The organism is Coleofasciculus sp. A1-SPW-01 (genome assembly GCF_040217205.1).
GTDB lineage: Bacteria > Cyanobacteriota > Cyanobacteriia > Cyanobacteriales > Coleofasciculaceae > Coleofasciculus > Coleofasciculus chthonoplastes_A.
In genome coordinates, this window is the sequence record NZ_JAVJNP010000207.1 from 1 (window position 1) to 17,626 (window position 17,626).

16 protein-coding genes and 1 pseudogene are annotated in these 17,626 nt (G+C 45.0%); 11 read left to right on the forward strand and 6 right to left on the reverse strand.

Annotated elements, in window-relative coordinates:
• The first annotated feature begins 150 nt into the window (after positions 1-150).
• The 6 genes from RH949_RS30110 to RH949_RS30135 all read left to right on the forward strand — a co-directional run bounded on the left by RH949_RS30110 (position 151) and on the right by RH949_RS30135 (position 7,410).
• The gene (locus tag RH949_RS30110; RefSeq protein WP_446358373.1) at positions 151-336 is read left to right on the forward strand and encodes a hypothetical protein; all 186 of its coding nucleotides are present in this window, start codon (positions 151-153) and stop codon (positions 334-336) included.
• Between the two features lie 569 nt (positions 337-905).
• Positions 906-2,267, forward strand: a complete 1,362-nt coding sequence (locus RH949_RS30115) for a sedoheptulose 7-phosphate cyclase (RefSeq protein WP_446358375.1) — start codon at positions 906-908, stop codon at positions 2,265-2,267.
• Positions 2,268-2,359: 92 nt separating this feature from the next.
• A complete protein-coding gene (locus tag RH949_RS30120) occupies positions 2,360-3,187 on the forward strand; it encodes an O-methyltransferase (protein WP_446358377.1) in 828 nt (275 codons plus the stop codon).
• A 132-nt stretch (positions 3,188-3,319) separates the two neighbouring features.
• Positions 3,320-4,666, forward strand: a complete 1,347-nt coding sequence (locus RH949_RS30125; RefSeq protein ID WP_446358379.1) for an ATP-grasp domain-containing protein — start codon at positions 3,320-3,322, stop codon at positions 4,664-4,666.
• 288 nt (positions 4,667-4,954) lie between these two features.
• Positions 4,955-6,355: a sodium/proline symporter gene (locus RH949_RS30130; protein WP_446358381.1), complete on the forward strand. Its 1,401-nt coding sequence runs from the start codon at positions 4,955-4,957 to the stop codon at positions 6,353-6,355.
• 32 nt (positions 6,356-6,387) lie between these two features.
• Complete coding sequence (locus tag RH949_RS30135) at positions 6,388-7,410, forward strand: D-alanine--D-alanine ligase family protein (RefSeq protein WP_446358383.1); 1,023 nt, start codon at positions 6,388-6,390, stop codon at positions 7,408-7,410.
• A 48-nt stretch (positions 7,411-7,458) separates the two neighbouring features.
• Here the strand turns inward: RH949_RS30135 and RH949_RS30140 are convergent, their stop codons facing one another.
• Both RH949_RS30140 and RH949_RS30145 read right to left on the reverse strand, forming a co-directional pair.
• Positions 7,459-8,436: an NAD(P)-dependent oxidoreductase gene (locus tag RH949_RS30140; protein ID WP_446358385.1), complete on the reverse strand. Its 978-nt coding sequence runs from the start codon at positions 8,434-8,436 to the stop codon at positions 7,459-7,461.
• Positions 8,437-8,660: 224 nt separating this feature from the next.
• A pseudogene (locus tag RH949_RS30145) lies at positions 8,661-9,829 on the reverse strand (DNA cytosine methyltransferase).
• Between the two features lie 278 nt (positions 9,830-10,107).
• Here RH949_RS30145 and RH949_RS30150 point away from each other — a divergent pair.
• From RH949_RS30150 to RH949_RS30170, 5 genes are all read left to right on the forward strand, one after another.
• Positions 10,108-10,359, forward strand: a complete 252-nt coding sequence (locus tag RH949_RS30150) for a UPF0175 family protein (RefSeq protein ID WP_006100212.1) — start codon at positions 10,108-10,110, stop codon at positions 10,357-10,359.
• Positions 10,352-10,840 carry a DUF3368 domain-containing protein gene (locus tag RH949_RS30155; protein ID WP_446358387.1) on the forward strand — a complete coding sequence of 163 codons (489 nt, stop codon included), beginning with the start codon at positions 10,352-10,354 and terminating at the stop codon, positions 10,838-10,840. The genes RH949_RS30150 and RH949_RS30155 overlap by 8 nt, the downstream gene beginning before the upstream one ends.
• Before the next feature lie 155 nt (positions 10,841-10,995).
• Positions 10,996-11,697 carry a response regulator transcription factor NblR gene (gene nblR, locus RH949_RS30160; RefSeq protein WP_006100066.1) on the forward strand — a complete coding sequence of 234 codons (702 nt, stop codon included), beginning with the start codon at positions 10,996-10,998 and terminating at the stop codon, positions 11,695-11,697.
• Between the two features lie 165 nt (positions 11,698-11,862).
• The gene (locus RH949_RS30165; RefSeq protein ID WP_006100103.1) at positions 11,863-12,429 is read left to right on the forward strand and encodes a DUF192 domain-containing protein; all 567 of its coding nucleotides are present in this window, start codon (positions 11,863-11,865) and stop codon (positions 12,427-12,429) included.
• Positions 12,430-12,883: 454 nt separating this feature from the next.
• Positions 12,884-13,075, forward strand: coding sequence for a DUF2949 domain-containing protein (locus RH949_RS30170; RefSeq protein ID WP_006100242.1), 192 nt, complete (start codon positions 12,884-12,886; stop codon positions 13,073-13,075).
• 192 nt (positions 13,076-13,267) lie between these two features.
• Here RH949_RS30170 and RH949_RS30175 read toward each other — a convergent pair whose 3' ends face one another.
• The 4 genes from RH949_RS30175 to lpdA form a co-directional block, all read right to left on the reverse strand.
• The gene (locus tag RH949_RS30175) at positions 13,268-14,422 is read right to left on the reverse strand and encodes a pyridoxal-phosphate-dependent aminotransferase family protein (protein WP_446358390.1); all 1,155 of its coding nucleotides are present in this window, start codon (positions 14,420-14,422) and stop codon (positions 13,268-13,270) included.
• 59 nt (positions 14,423-14,481) lie between these two features.
• Positions 14,482-14,763 (reverse strand): DUF5340 domain-containing protein, encoded by a 282-nt coding sequence (locus RH949_RS30180; RefSeq protein ID WP_446358392.1) that lies wholly within the window; start codon positions 14,761-14,763, stop codon positions 14,482-14,484.
• 41 nt (positions 14,764-14,804) lie between these two features.
• The gene (trpC, locus tag RH949_RS30185; RefSeq protein WP_446358394.1) at positions 14,805-15,707 is read right to left on the reverse strand and encodes an indole-3-glycerol phosphate synthase TrpC; all 903 of its coding nucleotides are present in this window, start codon (positions 15,705-15,707) and stop codon (positions 14,805-14,807) included.
• A gap of 110 nt (positions 15,708-15,817) precedes the next feature.
• Positions 15,818-17,251 (reverse strand): dihydrolipoyl dehydrogenase, encoded by a 1,434-nt coding sequence (gene lpdA, locus RH949_RS30190; RefSeq protein WP_446358396.1) that lies wholly within the window; start codon positions 17,249-17,251, stop codon positions 15,818-15,820.
• Positions 17,252-17,626: the final 375 nt, after the last annotated feature.

The window sequence follows — 17,626 nt, forward strand, 5'->3', positions numbered from 1 at the left end:
CGTTGGGTAATGCCAAGACATCTTGGACTAGGTGAGCGAAGGGACTTATTACAGGTTTTGCTGGTTCCTGGGATTATATCCATTTAAAAACCAGCATTTAATTGTAAAGCTGTCTTATAAAGACAGGGTTTGGGACCCAAAGGAGTTTCGATGATTGATGAAAAATTTAGAGCAGCAATGACGGATCTTACCACAAAACCGCTGAACCCTGATCAGCAAATTAATCACGGGTGTAATTTAAAATGGAAGCCTACCGATCAAACAGACTATTGGTTGGCAACAACGGCGCTAGTGAGGCGTAAGATCGGTGGCAAGCCAAGTTTGCTTTGTAAGTAAGACCCTTTGACAAAATCAATTGGTTCACCGTTTTGCCAACGGGCATTTTGACAAAAAGTATTTAACCCAAAACCCGCTAATGGAAGACTCGATCTGCTTGTCAGGATTACCTGTCAAGCGAGTCAAGGTGAGTCGTCTACTTATTGTACTCCCTTGGCACTAGGGCTTTCAGGTTAGCAATTTAGATATTGGTTTTCTGTCCTTTTTTCCAAAATTCAATACCACCATTGGAAAAACATCGTCAATCAGGATAACCCCTGATGACTTACTTGGTTGAGGATAATTGAATCAACCAGAACTCCTGTGTTTTGGGTCAATTTGAGAGAAGCCTTAAACAGAATAGTGCTGAATTAAGTGTTTGTAGGTAAGCCTGTGAGCGATCTAGAATCGCTTTGTGCTTACTCCCTTAAATCAGTGTCATTCAGTGCTGGTCTACGCGGCTTCTCTGGTATGAATTGCCAAATTTTATAACAGTGTTTCCCCTGGCATCGAGTTAATTTTCGCTGCCAATAATTTCAGAACGCTACAACACCTTTTCATGTCATAAGTACAGGAGAAACCAATCTACAATGACTCCACAAACAACCTTTCCTCAAGCCGGATTAACGGAGACAATCCGAGAAGATTTAATTGACTCATTGCCAAGCCGAGACGCTAACAATATTGGAGTCGAACATGGAGCCAAGTATCGCACCTCGGAATGGTATACCGGGTCGGGAGAAATCGTTCCGGGGAATGATAGTCGCTCGTTTGAAGTCACTGCAACTTTTACCCTAAAAGCGCAAGTCAAGCTAATTCAGGGCATTTTCGACCCCTCTAACCCAACCCTAGCGGAAATCTATAATAGTCGGGGTCGCTGTGTCGCCATCATTGACCAAACAGTAGATAAGTTGTACGGGGAATCGGTGCGTCAGTATTTTGACACCCATGAAATTCCCCTCCAGATGAATGTCTGTCGCGCTTGGGAAGCGGATAAAACCCCAGAAACGGTGCATCGCCTGCTGGAATTTTTAGGAAAAGACGGCTGTGATGTCTCTCGCAATGAACCCGTATTAGTGATTGGTGGGGGGGTTCTCAGTGATGTGGCGGGATTAGCCTGTGCCTTACAACACCGTCGCACGCCTTATATTATGGTGGGGACAACGATAGTCGCGGCGATTGACGCCGGTCCGAGTCCGCGTACTTGTACCAATGGTAAACAATTTAAGAATAGTATCGGGGCTTATCATCCACCCGTACTAACCTTAGTCGATCGCACTTTTTTCCGCACCCTCGCCACGGGTCATATCCGGAATGGGATGGCGGAAATTATTAAGATGGCGGTGACGGATGATCCGGTTCTGTTTGAACTGCTGGAAGACTATGGTTCGCGCTTGGTAGAAACTCACTTCGCAACGTTAGGAGATGATGAAGAGTTAGCCAAGGTTGCGGATGAGGTGATTTATCGGGCATTATTCTCCTATATGAAATATGAGGGAACGAATATGTTCGAGACGTATCAGGATCGCCCTCATGCTTATGGTCACACCTGGAGTCCCCGTTATGAACCCGCCGCTAAGTTAATGCATGGTCATGCAGTATCGACAGGAATGGCGTATGGCGCAACCTTAGCGACGAAATTAGGTTGGTTGCAACCCACAGAACGCGATCGCATTCTCGCACTGATTCGTTCTCTAGGGTTGAGTGTCTATCATCCTATCTTAGAAGACATTGATCTGATGATTGCGGGTCAGCAAAATATGCGGCGTAAGCGGGGAGATGGCGGACTGTGGGCACCTCTACCCTGTGGTATCGGTGTCTGTGATTATGCCAAAGAAGTCCCCCCAGATGTACTGGAAGCGGCGGTAGCGGATCATAAAGCCGTCTGTGCAATGTTCCCTGATGGTGGTGCTGGCGTAGAAATGTATCTCAAGGATTTGGGTTTGGAATAATTCTATCCCCTCAACCTATGTAGAGACGCGCCATGGCGCGTCTCTACCCAGCAACGTTTGGTACAAATTGCCACATCATTAAGGAAAAAATCATGCAAACTGTAACAAAAGAAGCGATCGCACGTCCGGTTACTCCCCTGGGAATTCTAGTCGAACAGCTTGAACAAACCCTGGAATTAGTAGACGCCGCGCAACACCCCCAACTGGCAAGTTCTCTAAAAAAAGCCTATCAACTCGCGGCTAAACTTGAACCCTACCTGAATCAAAATACAACTCCAGATTCTCCCGCCTTAACCGCCTTAGTAGAGAAAACCTGCACTGAAGATTGGAGTAGACTATTCTCCGATGGCGAGACAGTGCGCCAGTTAGAACAGGAGATGTTATCTGGACATATTGAGGGACAAACCTTAAAGATGTTTGTCAAGATGACTGGGGCGAAACGGGTTCTGGAAATTGGGATGTTCACCGGGTATTCTGCTTTGGCGATGGCGGAAGGATTACCTGATGATGGATCAGTGATCGCTTGTGAAGTGGATGACTATGTGGCAAGTTTTGCCCAAACCTGTTTCCAAGCTTCACCGCATGGTGGCAAAATTACTGTAAAAGTTGCGCCAGCCTTGGAGACATTGCGTCAATTAGCGAAAGCGGGTGAGTCCTATGACTTTGTATTTATTGATGCCGATAAGCAGGAGTATGTGGATTATTATCATACGCTCCTAGACACCCAATTATTAGCACCAGACGGGTTAATTTGTGTGGATAATACCTTACTGCAAGGACAGGTTTATTTAGCAGAAGAAGAACGGACACCGAATGGAGACGCGATCGCCAAATTTAATCAGGTGGTTACGGATGATTCCAGGGTGGAACAGGTTGTCTTACCTTTGCGTGATGGTTTGACCCTAATTCGACGGGTTTAAACGGACATCTGTAGGGGCGGGTTTCACAACTATCCTTTATTACCCCACCAAAATGTAACTAAACCCGCCCCGACTTAATCCTCAATTTCCTGATTAAATGGGGTTTGGTGACCAAACCCCTACTCTTGACAAATGACTAACTCACTTATTCTCGCCATACTGCAAAACCTGGGGACATTAACCTTACTCGCGATCGCGTTTCCATTTAATTTAACCGTTGTCGTCGTGGCGCTGGTGTGGGATAGTCTCACTCGCCCCTTCCAGAACCCCAAAGTGGCTAACCCCAATCCGAAAACGATTATGCTGACTGGGGGGAAAATGACCAAATCGCTGCAACTGGCGCGGTCATTTTACGCCGATGGACATCGGGTTATTTTAGTAGAATCCCATAAATATTGGCTAGTGGGACATCGATTTTCTCGGGCGGTGGATCGGTTTTATACGGTTCCGGCGCCCAATAAAGATCCCGATGGCTACATGGAAGGGCTACTCGCGATCGCCAAACAGGAAAATGTGGATGTTTATGTTCCAGTCTGTAGTCCCGTCGCTAGTTATTATGACTCTTTAGCCAAACCTGTATTATCGGGATGTTGTGAGGTTTTCCACTTTGATCCAGATGTCACTCAACTGCTGGATGATAAGTTTGCTTTTGCCCAAAAAGCACGGGAATTTGGCTTATCTGTACCCAAATCCTTTAAAATTACTGATCCGCAACAGGTGATTGATTTTGACTTTCGAGGAGAGAAACGGAAGTATATCCTGAAGAGTATTCCTTACGACTCAGTGCGGCGTTTAAACTTAACTAAACTTCCCTGTAAAACTCCATCAGAAACTGCTGCATTTGTCAAGAGTTTACCCATCAGTGAGGAGAAACCCTGGATTATGCAAGAGTTTATTCCGGGTAAGGAATACTGTACTCATAGTACGGTGCGGAATGGGGAATTACGACTACACTGCTGCTGTGAATCGTCGGCGTTTCAAGTGAATTATGAAAACGTGGATCAGCCGGATATTTTGCAGTGGGTGAGTCGGTTTGTCCAGGGATTGAATTTGACGGGACAAACCTCCTTTGATTTTATCAAGACAGAGGATGGGACAGTTTACGCGATCGAGTGTAATCCCCGCACGCATTCGGCAATTACCATGTTTTATAACCATCCCGGAGTAGCAGAGGCGTATTTGAGTGACACGCCGTTACCTGAACCCTTGCAGCCATTGCCGGAAAGCAAGCCAACCTACTGGTTATATCACGAAGTTTGGCGGTTGAATGAGATTCGTTCATTTGGGGATATCCGGCGCTGGTTTAAGACAGTGTTTGGCGGGAAAGATGCAATTTTTCAGGTGAATGATCCGCTACCGTTTTTGATGGTACACCACTGGCAAATTCCTTTATTGTTGCTGGATAATCTGCGCCGAATGCAGGGCTGGATCAGGATTGATTTTAATATTGGTAAGTTGGTGGAATTGGGGGGAGATTGAAAAGCTGGGGAAGCCGGGGAAGCTGGGGAAGCCGGGGAAGCCGGGGAAGCCGGGGAAGCTGGGGAAGCTGGGGGAGAATAAATAAAATCGAGAGTAAAAGGTTAAATTATGGGAACAGCCTATGATGCCATAAGTAGTCGGAGAAAAGAAAGCAGCACCGTATTAAGTTTTGTAAATCGCCCTCAAACCCTTACTGTTCCCTGTTCCCTGTTCTCTAATCTCAACCGTTAGCTTTATTATTATGCCTTTCAATGTTGAGCGATTTAATCCTTAATTCATAATTCAGTAATGATTGCAGCTACCTTTATCATATTTCTTTTGGTGTTTACTGGCGTCGGCATTTATTCGACAACCCAAAAGCAAAATACGACAACTGATTACCTCCTTGCCAGCCGCAATGTTAATCCCTGGCTAACTGCCCTTTCAGCGATGGCGACGGGTCAAAGTGGTTTACTATTTATCGGTCAAGTTGGCTTTGCTTACACGATTGGATTATCGGCGATTTGGCTAACCCTTGGCTGGATGATCGGAGATTATATTGCCTGGTGGTTTGTATTTAAACGATTCAGACAGGTTTCTGAAGAAATTTCTGCCGATACGGTGTCCTCTTTCCTGGGTCAAGAAACCAAAGGAATTCGCTGGATTACGGCAATTTCAGCATTAATTACGATCGCGTTTTTGGGATCTTATGCGGCGGCGCAATTAGTTGCAGGAGGGAAGGCACTTCATGCGGTGTTTAATTGGAATTATTCCCTCGGTGTGATTGTTGGCGCGATTGTGGTGATGATTTACTGTTTTTCGGGGGGAATTCGGGCTTCAATTTGGACGGATGCGGTGCAAGCCACGATTATGATTGGTTCTCTGGTACTGTTGGTGGTGGTAGCGATCGCAAATTGTGGCGGATTGGCTGGATTCTGGACACAGCTTGACGCTATTGATCCAGAATTGGTCAGTTTAAGTCCAAAGGATCTGGAGTGGGGATTTTTGCCCTTTTTAATTGGCTGGATTGCCGCCGGATTTGGTGTCGTGGGTCAACCTCATATTTTAATTCGGGCAATGGCAATTAATTCGGCGAATAAGATTGGTTTAGCACGGGATATTAAAGTGATTTGCGCTTTCTTTACCTCGTCTTCAGCGATGGCTGTGGGGATGGCTGCGCGGGTGCTTTTGCCAGATTTGTTAATCAATGGTGATCCAGAATTAGCACTACCTTATTTAGCCCTGGAATTATTGCCCCCTATTTTAGTGGGAATGATGCTAGCGGGACTCTTTGCCGCTACAATATCGACAGCGGATTCCCAAATTTTATCCTGTTCAGCCGCGTTAACTCAAGACCTGTTTCCAGGATTGGCGCACTCATATAATTATGCCAAGTTAGGAACCTTAATGGTGACGGTAATTACCTTGAGTATTGCCTTAGCCGGAGATGATAATGTCTTTGCCTTGATTACATTTTCCTGGTCAGTTCTCGCCTCTAGTTTGGGACCACTATTAATCTTACGGGTTTGGCAAAAATCGGTAACCACGCCAGTCGCGATCGCGATGATGTTCGGGGGAATTGCGGCGGCGTTGTTCTGGAAGGTGGGACTGGATTTATCGGGTATAGTTTATGAAGTGCTTCCGGGTATGGCGGCGGGGGGTCTGATTTATTTAGGATCTCAGTTTTTTATTGCCCAAGAAAGCACTTAAATCTTGTTTTAAAATTATCAGGAGATTCAATCATGTCAGTGCTGAATATTCTTCATTTAGTGGGTTCTGCTGAAAATGAGTTTTATGGCGACTTATCCCGTCTTTATGCTAAAGACTGTATCACAGCAACCGCTAATCCCTCACGCTATAATTTTTTTATTGCCTATATTACCCCTGATAGATTGTGGCGTTTTCCGTCATCGTTGACACCAGAAGACATTGATGCAGCCAAACCCATGTCTCTAGCTGAAGCCATACAGTGGATTACGACACAAAACATTGACGTCGTCTTACCGCAAATGTTTTGTCTTCCTGGAATGACTTACTATCGAGGTTTATTTGACCTCTTAAATATTCCTTATGTGGGCAATAAAGCGGAGTTGATGGCATTAACCGCCCATAAAGCTAAAGCCAAAGCTATTGTTGCTGCTGCAGGGGTAAAAGTCCCTTATGGGGAACTATTACACCAAGGAGACACCCCCAATTTAATGCCACCTGTTGTAATTAAACCGGCTAATTCGGATAACTCTTTAGGAGTTACGCTCGTGAAAAATAGGGCTGACTATGATGAAGCCTTAACCCAAGCTTTTCACTATGCCGATGAAGTCTTAGTTGAAGACTATATTGAACTCGGAAGAGAAGTAAGATGTGGGACTTTTGTTAAAAATGGAACATTAATTGGACTCCCTTTAGAAGAATATTCAGTCAATACTCAAAATCATCCAATTCGTAATTATAGCGACAAACTAAAAAAAACAGAGACAGGTGAATTAACTTGTGCTGCTAAGAATAATGAAAAGGCTTGGATAGTTGACACAACCGATCCGATAACCACCAAGGTTCAAGACGTTGCTAAACAATGTCACAAAGCGCTAGGTTGTCGTCATTATAGCTTGTTTGATTTTCGCATTGATCCCCAAGGACAACCCTGGTTTTTAGAGGCAGGTTTATACTGTTCTTTTTCTCCTAAAAGTGTTGTTGCATGTATGGCAAAAGCAGCAGGGATATCCGTAGATGAGTTATTGAAGACGGCAATCGCTGAAGCCTTAATCTAAGGACAAAAAGAGTTGGGTTGCCTATTTCCCATTGCCTAGCGCGTAGCGCTATAGCTGAGGAGAATCTTGAGCAATTACTCCAGCTCGTTCTTCTTGTAGACAGCGGACTTTAGTCGTAGCATAATCAGACCATTGGCATCGCTCGGCTTCTTCATAATCTTTGATGGTTAAGCTTAAATGAGGAACACTAATGTCATGCTGACTAGCCAACTCCAGAGCCAGTCGCAAATCTTTATGGAGTAATTGAACAGTAAATTCAGGGTGTTGAGATAAATCATCACAGCGTCGTGAGAACCAATAGTAAGGCAAGCCGTGAATGTCCCCAGGATTCTGACCAAATGATCCCAAACGTAGCACATCCCAAATCGTTTGTAGGTCGATTCCTGAAGCTAAACCCAACGTAATTCCTTCACTCACGGCTTGAACCGCGATCGCATTAACAGCATTGTGGATAAGTTTGCATCGAGTTCCGGAGCTAATTTCTCCACAATAAAGAACCTGATCTGCCATTAGTTGAAGGATGGGTTCAACTCGCTCGAAGGTTCCCTTTGAGCCACCAACCAGAATCGCTAAACCCATACCTTGTTGACTTTTAACCCCTTCCGAGCAATCATTAAAGGGGGCATCTAACATCTCAATTCCCAGTTTTTCCATGGCGTGATGAATTCTGAGAATTGTTTCGGGAGAGTTGGTACTAATATCCACGTAAACACTTCCGGGTTGCAATCCTTGGCTCAGGTTTTGTTCACCATCGAGTACGGCTGTGATCACATCATCAGGAGTTGGTAATGCGGTAAAGATTATATCTGAACAGGTTGCAAGTTCGGCACAACTTTGGGTAATTCTTGCACCTAAAGATTGCAATTGTGCCATAGAATCTTGATCAAGATCGTAGACATAGACCGAGTAACCGTGATCTATAAAATTAGCGGCTTGTTTTCCTCCAATATTGCCGCAACCAATGATACCAATTGTAGGATAATTGGGGTGGAATTCAGTTTTTGAAGTGCTTTCAGTTGATACCATAAGAATTACTTAAATTTGTTTTTTATTTTAGCATAGCTATACAATTCACATAAATACAAATTAACAAAATTATTTAGTTGATTTGTCCGGTTATCTAACCCTTGTCGTTGCTCGGCAATTTTCTCGACCTTTATATTCATTGACTAATTCATCGATGAATTTTTCTAAATATCTTTTAATTTTTGACCGATTTGTGTTGCTAATAGCCACCATGTAAATTCCCTCTACAAAATAACATTGAGTAAAGATTTTGCCAAATGATAGACAACAGGAACTGAAACAGCATTTCCCAGTTGATACTTAGCCGTCGCTTCATTATCCGCCAGTTGAAACCATTCTGGAAACCCTTGCAATCTGGCGTAGTCTTGCGCGGTAAGTCGCTTAAATTTTCTCTTTCTATAAATTTCTTTGATGAATGTCTTTTTATAGGCTTCCGGCTCTGTTCGGGAACAAGCTCGCTTAATATCGCAAAGCTTAAGGGATTACCATCCTTAGGACCGTAGATCTTCTTTCGTCTATTTTTTAAAATCGTTTTACAGATTAATTTTTCTCTAGTCGTTGTTTTAATCAAGTCCCAAGAATGAATCGTAGTATGTCCATCTCTGATGTCAGCGAAAATAAAAAAATCATTTAATTCATCGATTTTTTGAAATCTACCTCTGGCGGCTGGGATTTTTCCATCAAATAAAATCTCGGCAGGAAATTTTTTCTTAGTAAACTGACAACGCTCAATACCATTAATGACATCATAGAGCTTAATCGGCTTACCTAAAGACTTAGGAAAATCAAAGCTTTTACTCTTTTCTATGTCATTTCTAATGCCGACGATAAATACTCGATCTCTATCTTGAGGCAAACCAAAATCGTAAGAGTTAAGCACTTGAAACTTAACCTGATAACCACATTGGGTTAAACTCTGAATAATGTAGTTCAAGATCGGTCTATTTCTGGGTTCTGTTAACCCTTTAACATTCTCCAGGATAAATCCTTTGGGTTGGTTCACCTGGACAACTCTAAACACATCAATCCATAGCTTACCTCTCGGATCATCTAACCCTTGTAATTTACCCGCAATAGACCAAGGTTGACAAGGGACACCACCAACCAAAATATCGACCTCAAACGGCAACTTATGCAGCGCTATTATGTCTCCTAAATATAGTTCATCTGCATTTATATAACTAATAAAATTTTTCTTGTAGACGTTAACAGCTTCTTTGTCTATTTCTGAGTAACCTAAACATTTACCCCCCAACTCTTCTAGGGGAATTCTAAATCCACCGATTCCGGCGAATAAGTCTACGAAAGTAAATTTAGGTTTAAAAAATATAAGATTAGTCGGTTTGAATGATTGAAATAATTCTATTTGTTCGCCATGGTCTAAAGATTTCATAGGATTGAGGCTAATCGCAGTCAATGGTCGCTCCGAATAGAGATCATTTGATTATTGTAGATAAGTTCCACCCGTCCTGCAACCTGGACACAATCGCGCGTCTGCCCCAATCCGCTGATGATATCCAGTTGGGTAGGATTCCTTGTTAAGGTCATTAAAGGCAATCCACCAGCAAACCAGCTATGCCATTAATCTCTAGCGCGATCACTAGGCTTTATACTCCATCAGCTACCCTAGGAATAACTACGACCATACTATTCCCCACGGAGATATCAACCATGAGTACAATTCAACTCGATATTCCTGAAGAAATATTAATCAGTCTCAAAGAAACACCCGAAAGTATTGCAAGAGAACTCCAGCTATTAGCCGCCGTAAAACTCTTTGAACTGGGAAAACTCTCATCCGGACGCGCCGCTCAATTAGCCGGAATCTCACGAGTAGAATTTCTGATGTTACTAGGGCGTTATCAGGTATCTCCCTTCTCTTTAACCCCAGAAGAATTAGAACAGGATGTCCACAATGCCTGAACCCCTAATTATTGTCAACACATCACCCCTACTCTATCTTCACCAAGTTAATTGCTTAGAACTCCTGCAACAACTATACAGTACAATTACCGTACCCCCTGCTGTACCCCAAGAACTAGAAGTCGGTAAACGGCAAGGGGTTGATGTACCAATAGTCAACGCTATCGAATGGATTCAAATTCGTCCAGTTGCGTCCGCTGCCCTTATTCCTGCTATCGTTGATTTAGGACAGGGTGAAGCTGAGGTGATAGCCTTAGGCTTAGAAAACCCAGACAGTTTACTGGTTTTTGATGACCAATTGGCGCGACGTATCGCTAATTTGTATGAATTAAAATACACAGGCACTCTCGGTGTATTGGTCAAAGCTAAACAGTTAGGATATTTACCATTAATTGCCCCCATTATCATCAGGCTTCGGACTCAGGGAATGTGGTTAACTGACAAGATTATTGACGATGTTCTCAGATTAGCAGGAGAGTGATGGCTGCTAGTATACCTTGGCAGAAGTTGAACAAGGGAAATGTGAACGGGTGAGTTATTTCTGTCACTCTGGGCGGAATGATACTCGCCCAGTCATGCTAGAACAATAGAGGAAATTCCGGTGTTACATCCAACGACTCACCACCAGTGCCATCTATGCAATCTGCTCCCCTTGACGGTAATCCCTGTGTTTTGCTCGTAGAAACCGATGAAAGTCTAGCTCAACGCATGAGCCTAGATCTAATAGAAGCTGGCTATCATACGGTTATTGCGACAGATGCGCCTAGCGGCTGGCATCAAGCTTGTGAACTCCAACCCGCGATGATGGTTGTGGATCAATCGCTTTCTGGTTCTGGCGAATCCGGTCTCAGTTTATGTACTCGCCTGAGAAAAGCGGGTTCTCGTGTCCCCCTACTCTTACTCATCGCTCGCGACACGATTGAGGATCGAGTCGCCTGTTTAGAAGCGGGTGCTGATGATTTTTTCCTTAAACCCTACCGCGCTGATGCCTTTTTGCAGATGGTACGTCTGTATCTAGAACCGGATACCAATACGAGTGAACAACTCCGATTTGGGGATTTGGCGTTAGATTTGACGACGCGCCGCGCTATGCGGGGAGGACGAGTGATTGACTTGACGATGAAAGAGTTTGAATTGCTTAAGTATTTGATGACCCATCCCCGTGAAGTTTTAACTCGCGAACAAATTCTGGAAAATGTTTGGGGATACGATTTTCTGGGTGAGTCGAATGTGATTGAGGTGTATATCCGGTATCTACGCCTGAAAATTGAAGATGAGGGTGACAAGCGTCTTATTCAAACTGTCCGGGGTGTCGGGTATGTTTTACGAGAATCTTAGTTAAGTGGGTGGGAACAATTAAAGTTAACGGTTTTGATTGTCATTTGTCATTTGTCATTCGTCATTGGTTATTTGCTTCCCCAGCTCCCCCATCTCCCCCATCTTCCCCTGCTCCCAGACGTGCCATGGCACGTCTCTACAACCCCATCTCCCTAACCTAAACTCATGACCTATCATACTCGCCTATTCGGAATCACGCTTAGTCTGATACTGTTTGGATGTTCGGCATCCGGTTCCAACCCTGTCGCCGATGGCACCCCCTTAAAATCTGGCGAACAACTTCCAGAACCGCCATCCCTCTCCTCGTCATCCTCTAATTCCGGTCAGATGTTACCTATTAGCGCTCAAACCCAGATCGGTGATCAGCTGATTTTACTCGAAGTGGCTAGGACACCTCGACAACAGCAGATCGGATTGATGTATCGCACGGCTTTAGCGCCAGATCGGGGGATGTTGTTTCCCTTGAACCCACCGCGACGCGCTAGCTTTTGGATGAAGAATGTGAAAATCCCCCTAGATATGATCTTTTTGCGAGATGGCGAGGTCAAAGCGATCGCGGAAAATGTTCCCCCCTGTATCTCCACTCCCTGTCCTACCTATGGACCAGGGGTTCTGGTTGACCAAGTGATTGAACTCCCTGGGGGACGAGCCGCTCAACTGGGACTACAAGTAGGCGATCGCCTAAAAATCATCCTCCTAGAGGAAGAGATTAATCCCTCGTCAGAATCTTAAAACTTGATTAACATCATTGAAAACTTAAATCAACAATGTAAAGATCTTTATACGAAATTACGTTAACATTTCGTAAGATAGATTCTCATAAAAGACTATCTGACGACGAGGTAGTGACCTGTCTTAGCTGTGGCTACCCATTAACACGACCAAGTAGGGGTGTAGTCTGCAACTAGCTTTTAGTGGTGTGAAGTGAGTTAACTAAAATTACCCTCAAGTTGATGGGGGGTGAAGGTTAAAACGATACCTGGTCAGCACATCCAGTGAGTTTTCAACTCGATCAATCAAGATCTTAGATGGTCAGTGATCTAGGACACAAGCAGTGCCGGATTAACCTATCACAATAAGCAAAGAACCCTCAGCTAGTAGACAGTATTAAATCTGTCTACCCATTGCTAAAGGAGGCAGGACGCTGATTCCACAATAGTAGCCGATAAGGAGGTGAACAGCCATTATGGCACCTGCAACCTATTCTGAATTTTTACGATTTTTGCAAGAGGAATTGGCAATTTCTACTGATTCCATTGCGATCGCTCAACGACGTCGGGAACAAGACCCAGGACCATTACCAATGATTCTGTGGCAGTACGGTTTAGTAACATTGCAGCAATTAGACCAAATCTATGACTGGCTGGAAACAGTCTGAAACTCAAACAATCGGTCAGGAGAAAATGAAGAATGTCTAAATGCTTACGCTTTGGGAATAATCCATTCACGTCTAAACCGTTGAAATTCATACCTTATGATCCATTGACCGTTGAGTCCTCTACAAGAAAGAGCGGGTCGCTAGTTGACCCGCTCTTTTTTGGCGTCTTGGGTGTCTCGTTTATGGCTTAACCTACGATTGAGTCAAGACGCGAGCGGCTGCTGACACTCCGGCTCCTGGTGTCATGGACTCATAACCTAATTCCCGCAACGTGGCTTCTAGCGCCCCAATTGCTGCCAAAATATCGCGATCGCAGACAAAGCCTAAGTGACCAATACGGAATATTTTGCCTTTGAAGTGATCTTGTCCGCCAGCTAGAGCAATATCAAAACGTTTTTTCATCACGCTACGAATTTTTTCGGCTTCAATCGACGTAGGGGCTACCGCCGTTACCGCTGGACTTGCGGCATTATCCGGAGCAAATAGAGGAAGGGAAAGCGCCTCAATCGCCGCCCGCGTTGCCTGCATCAAGCGGTAATGACGAGCAAAAATATTATCTAACCCCTCAGCTTTCATCATTCGCAACGCCGTTTGCAGTCCCAACATTAAATTGACTGGAGGCGTAAACGGATTACTATTCTTTTGTGCTGCTTTGCGATAGCTTCCCAAATCTAAATAAAAGCGCGGCAGTTTAGCGGTTTCGTAGGCTTGCCAAGCCTTATCCGAGACACAAACAAACCCTAACCCTGGGGGAATCATATAGCCTTTCTGAGAACCAGACGCCACCACATCAATCCCCCACTCATCAATGGGTAAATTGACCGCGCCCACACTGGTTACTGCATCTACAATAATTAGAGCTTGACCATGGTCTTTGACATAACGATTAATCGTTTCCAGGTCATTGAGTACCCCGGTGGAGGTTTCTGAATGGGTAACGATGACGGCTTTGATCGTCTTATTCGTATCCGCCTCCAGCTTTTGACGAAACTCCTCCGGATCAAGGGGTTGACCCCACGATGCCGTAATCGTCTCCACCTCTAAACCAAACGCCGCGCTCATCTTCGCCCAGCGATCGCCAAATTTGCCATTACTTCCGACTAAAACCCGATCGCCGGGACTCAAAAAATTAATAATCCCGGCTTCCATGGCACCCGTACCACTCACCGTTAACACCAAAACATCATTTTGAGTCTGGTGTAACCATTTTAGGTTTTGGGTTACCTCTGCCATAACGGCACTAAATTCCCCACTGCGATGTCCGATCGGATGCTTAGCTAACGCCAGCAAAACCTGTTCAGGCACCGGTGTTGGTCCGGGAATCATCAGCATCAACTTATTATCCATGAGCGTTATCCTCAACCTTTGAGCATCGCCTAATTCCGAATGACACCACTATCTCATGACTAAGTTTTGGTGTCCGAATCTAGGGGAAAACCATTATCTGATGATTTTGACTCAACATTGACACTATTGAGAGACCAACGGTACTCAACCGGTAAATTGAGCCGATTACAGGTTTGTTCGAGTTGTTTCTGCTGGGCTAACGCTTTGCGGAGTGCAACAATCAATTGATGCACCTGTTCTCGAATCATGGGGTTTTGATTCGTGGCAAAGGCAGTATGACGCTCTAGCATCTGTAGTAGCAGTTCGTAGTGAATATAAGACGGAAGGGGTATTGGCTCCATGAAACCGGGTTTACCTCAAAAGACGAATTCGCGATCGCGCTTCAGTTGAACGAGTACAGATTGGTAACGGCTAGGGCTGGATCAGGCTGTTTGACCAATGATTCACCGATCAGTACGGCTGTAGCCCCCGCCGATGCGACCTGCTCTAAATCAGCACGTTTATGCAGTCCTGACTCACTGACAACCAGAATACCGCGTTCTTCAAGCTGCTGACTTCGTGCTGCCAGAAGTTGGCAGGTCGTTTGCAAATCAACCGAGAAATCTGTCAAGTTGCGATTGTTTATACCTACTAGGGTAACGCCATCTACCGATAACACGCGGTCTAATTCATCCAGAGTATGCACTTCGATCAAAGGGGTCATGGATAACCCATTGGCAATTTTGACAAAATACCGTAGGTCTTGATCCGACAAAATAGCCGCAATCAGCAACACCGCATCAGCGCCACGACTCCGAGCCAGGTAGAGTTGATAAGGATAAATGATGAACTCTTTACACAGAATTGGTAAATTTACAGTTTCCCTGACATAGCTGAGATTGTCCCAACTCCCTTGGAAGAACTTTTTATCCGTCAGCACGGATATGGCACTCGCCCCCCCTTGTTTATAAGCACGGGCAATGGCAACTGGGTCAAATGCTTCCCGAATCACGCCTTTACTCGGTGATGCCTTTTTCACTTCAGCAATTAAGGCGGGACGAGTCTTTGCCGCTAATAATGCCGCTTTAAAGTCCCGCGCTGGCGGGGCTGACTCGATCTGTTTCCGCAGTTGAGCTAAGTTCAGCCGTTCCCGCATCTGGTCAACTTCTTTTTCTTTATGCCAGACAATTTCTTCTAGGATATGCCGTGGCTGGGCATCTGGGAGAACAACTTGATAACGTAAGATATTCAGGTCAACCGCCGGATTAGGTGGACGACGGCGAATTTGTTTTTGGTCATTGGTCATTGGTCATTTGTCCTTCGTCATTGGTCATTGGTCATTTGTCCTTTGTCCTTTGTCCTTTGTCCAAAAAACTCTATTGCCTATTGCCTATTGCCTATTGCCTCCTGCCTTATCTAATGACTGGCAACGGCTCGCTTGTAGGCTTCGTCAAGGACTTCTGACAAAGTGGGATGAGCATGGACTAAGTATGCCAAAGTATTCACCGACTGTCGCTGGGCGATCGCGTTTGAGGCTTCGTGAATTAAGTCAGAGGCGTGGATGCCGAAAATGTGAACTCCGAGGATTTCACCGCTACCTTTACGATAGATAACTTTGGCAATCCCATCCGCCTCTCCTTCCGCGATCGCTTTGGAATTTCCTTTAAAATACGTCCTCACTGAGGCAACTTCAAATCCTTCTTGTTCACCGAGTTCCTTGGCGGCGGGTTCCGTGAGTCCCACGTAACTGATTTCTGGATGGGTAAAAGCGGCGGCGGGGATGCTGCGATAGTCAATAGTACGATGACGCCCACAAATATTTTCCACGGCGACAACTCCTTGAGCTGATGCTGCATGTGCCAGCATCAGTTTCCCAGTAGCGTCACCAATTGCCCAGAGGTGGGGAACGGCTTCCTCGCCGGATAACACTGCCATTTGATCATTGACAGGGATGAAGCCTCTGCGATCTGTTTCCACGCCTACGGCGCTTAAGCCTAAATCTTTACTTACCGGAATCCGTCCCGTGGCGACTAAGCAAGCATCCACTTCTAAGACATCCACGACTTCCTTGGTTTTAGCATCTGCTAGTTCAATCACAACGGGTGAACCCGGAGTCACTTTTTGTGCCAGAGTGCCGGAATAGGTTTCCATATCGCGGGGAGAAATCAGCACCCGGCTAGCGAGTTTGGCAATATCGGGGTCAAAGGTGGGCATTAACTGATCCAGGGCTTCAATCATGGTAATTTCTGACCCTAGGGCGGTATAGATATCAGCAAACTCTAACCCGATATAACCACTGCCAACAATTGCCACCCATTTAGGTAACCATTCCAGCTTTAGGGCATCGTCGCTGGTAAAGACGGTTTTCCCGTCGAGTTCAATACCGGGGGGGACGAAGGGAATGGAACCTGTACAGAGGATAATGTCTTTGGCGGTGACTGTTTTTTCACCCTCGTCTGTCGTCACCGTTACTTTTTGTTGTCCTGCTACTCGACCCCAACCGGGAATGATATCCACCTTTAAGCGTTTGAGGCTGTTGGTGAGATCGCCACGAATTTTACTTACCAGGGTATTGGCATGGTTCGCGATCGCGCCTCTGTCAAATTCTACGCCACCCACCTGAATTCCCAAGGATTTCAGATGATGAGTATTGTGTAACTCACGCACCCGCCCTGATGCGGCTAATAGGGCTTTTGACGGGATACAACCGCGATTCACACAAGTCCCGCCCATCTCCGATGCTTCAATGATTGCGGTTTTCAAGCCGCAACTAACAGCATGTATGGCAGCGCCATGTCCACCGACGCCAGCACCGACAATCACTAAATCGTAATCAAATTCTTGACTCACATCCATTTTCCTGACGCTATTGCCCCCTTATTTTCAACTTGACCCCTGACTAATCGCAAGCTTTTGCTGAAAAATTTTGCCTGATCTAGCTGAGGCGGTGGTTTCTTTAAGGGTTGTGTGTTTGTTAAATTGGATAGGTCACGGAGATTTCTTAGATTGTGGTTTAATTGCTTCGACATAATTTTTAGCATCTTTTACTATACAAGAACTATTTTTTGAGTAAATAAGCTGTTCGACATTTAAACCTTAATATCAATAATGGCGCAATCCTTGTAGTGCGTTTAGCGAAGCCATGCCGCAGGCTTTAGCGAAGCCATGCCGCAGGCTTTGCATCTTGCTCGCTACTAATACCCAATTTAAATGCATGACAGCTTA

Bases quoted from the DNA above. Each gene is read 5' to 3' on its own strand.
- RH949_RS30110 (WP_446358373.1), top strand. From the start codon at position 151: ATGATTGATGAAAAATTTAGAGCAGCAATGACGGATCTTACCACAAAA.
- RH949_RS30115 (WP_446358375.1), top strand. From the start codon at position 906: ATGACTCCACAAACAACCTTTCCTCAAGCCGGATTAACGGAGACAATC.
- RH949_RS30120 (WP_446358377.1), top strand. From the start codon at position 2,360: ATGCAAACTGTAACAAAAGAAGCGATCGCACGTCCGGTTACTCCCCTG.
- RH949_RS30125 (WP_446358379.1), top strand. From the start codon at position 3,320: ATGACTAACTCACTTATTCTCGCCATACTGCAAAACCTGGGGACATTA.
- RH949_RS30130 (WP_446358381.1), top strand. From the start codon at position 4,955: ATGATTGCAGCTACCTTTATCATATTTCTTTTGGTGTTTACTGGCGTC.
- RH949_RS30135 (WP_446358383.1), top strand. From the start codon at position 6,388: ATGTCAGTGCTGAATATTCTTCATTTAGTGGGTTCTGCTGAAAATGAG.
- RH949_RS30140 (WP_446358385.1), bottom strand. From the start codon at position 8,436: ATGGTATCAACTGAAAGCACTTCAAAAACTGAATTCCACCCCAATTAT.
- RH949_RS30150 (WP_006100212.1), top strand. From the start codon at position 10,108: ATGAGTACAATTCAACTCGATATTCCTGAAGAAATATTAATCAGTCTC.
- RH949_RS30155 (WP_446358387.1), top strand. From the start codon at position 10,352: ATGCCTGAACCCCTAATTATTGTCAACACATCACCCCTACTCTATCTT.
- nblR (WP_006100066.1), top strand. From the start codon at position 10,996: ATGCAATCTGCTCCCCTTGACGGTAATCCCTGTGTTTTGCTCGTAGAA.
- RH949_RS30165 (WP_006100103.1), top strand. From the start codon at position 11,863: ATGACCTATCATACTCGCCTATTCGGAATCACGCTTAGTCTGATACTG.
- RH949_RS30170 (WP_006100242.1), top strand. From the start codon at position 12,884: ATGGCACCTGCAACCTATTCTGAATTTTTACGATTTTTGCAAGAGGAA.
- RH949_RS30175 (WP_446358390.1), bottom strand. From the start codon at position 14,422: ATGGATAATAAGTTGATGCTGATGATTCCCGGACCAACACCGGTGCCT.
- RH949_RS30180 (WP_446358392.1), bottom strand. From the start codon at position 14,763: ATGGAGCCAATACCCCTTCCGTCTTATATTCACTACGAACTGCTACTA.
- trpC (WP_446358394.1), bottom strand. From the start codon at position 15,707: ATGACCAATGACCAAAAACAAATTCGCCGTCGTCCACCTAATCCGGCG.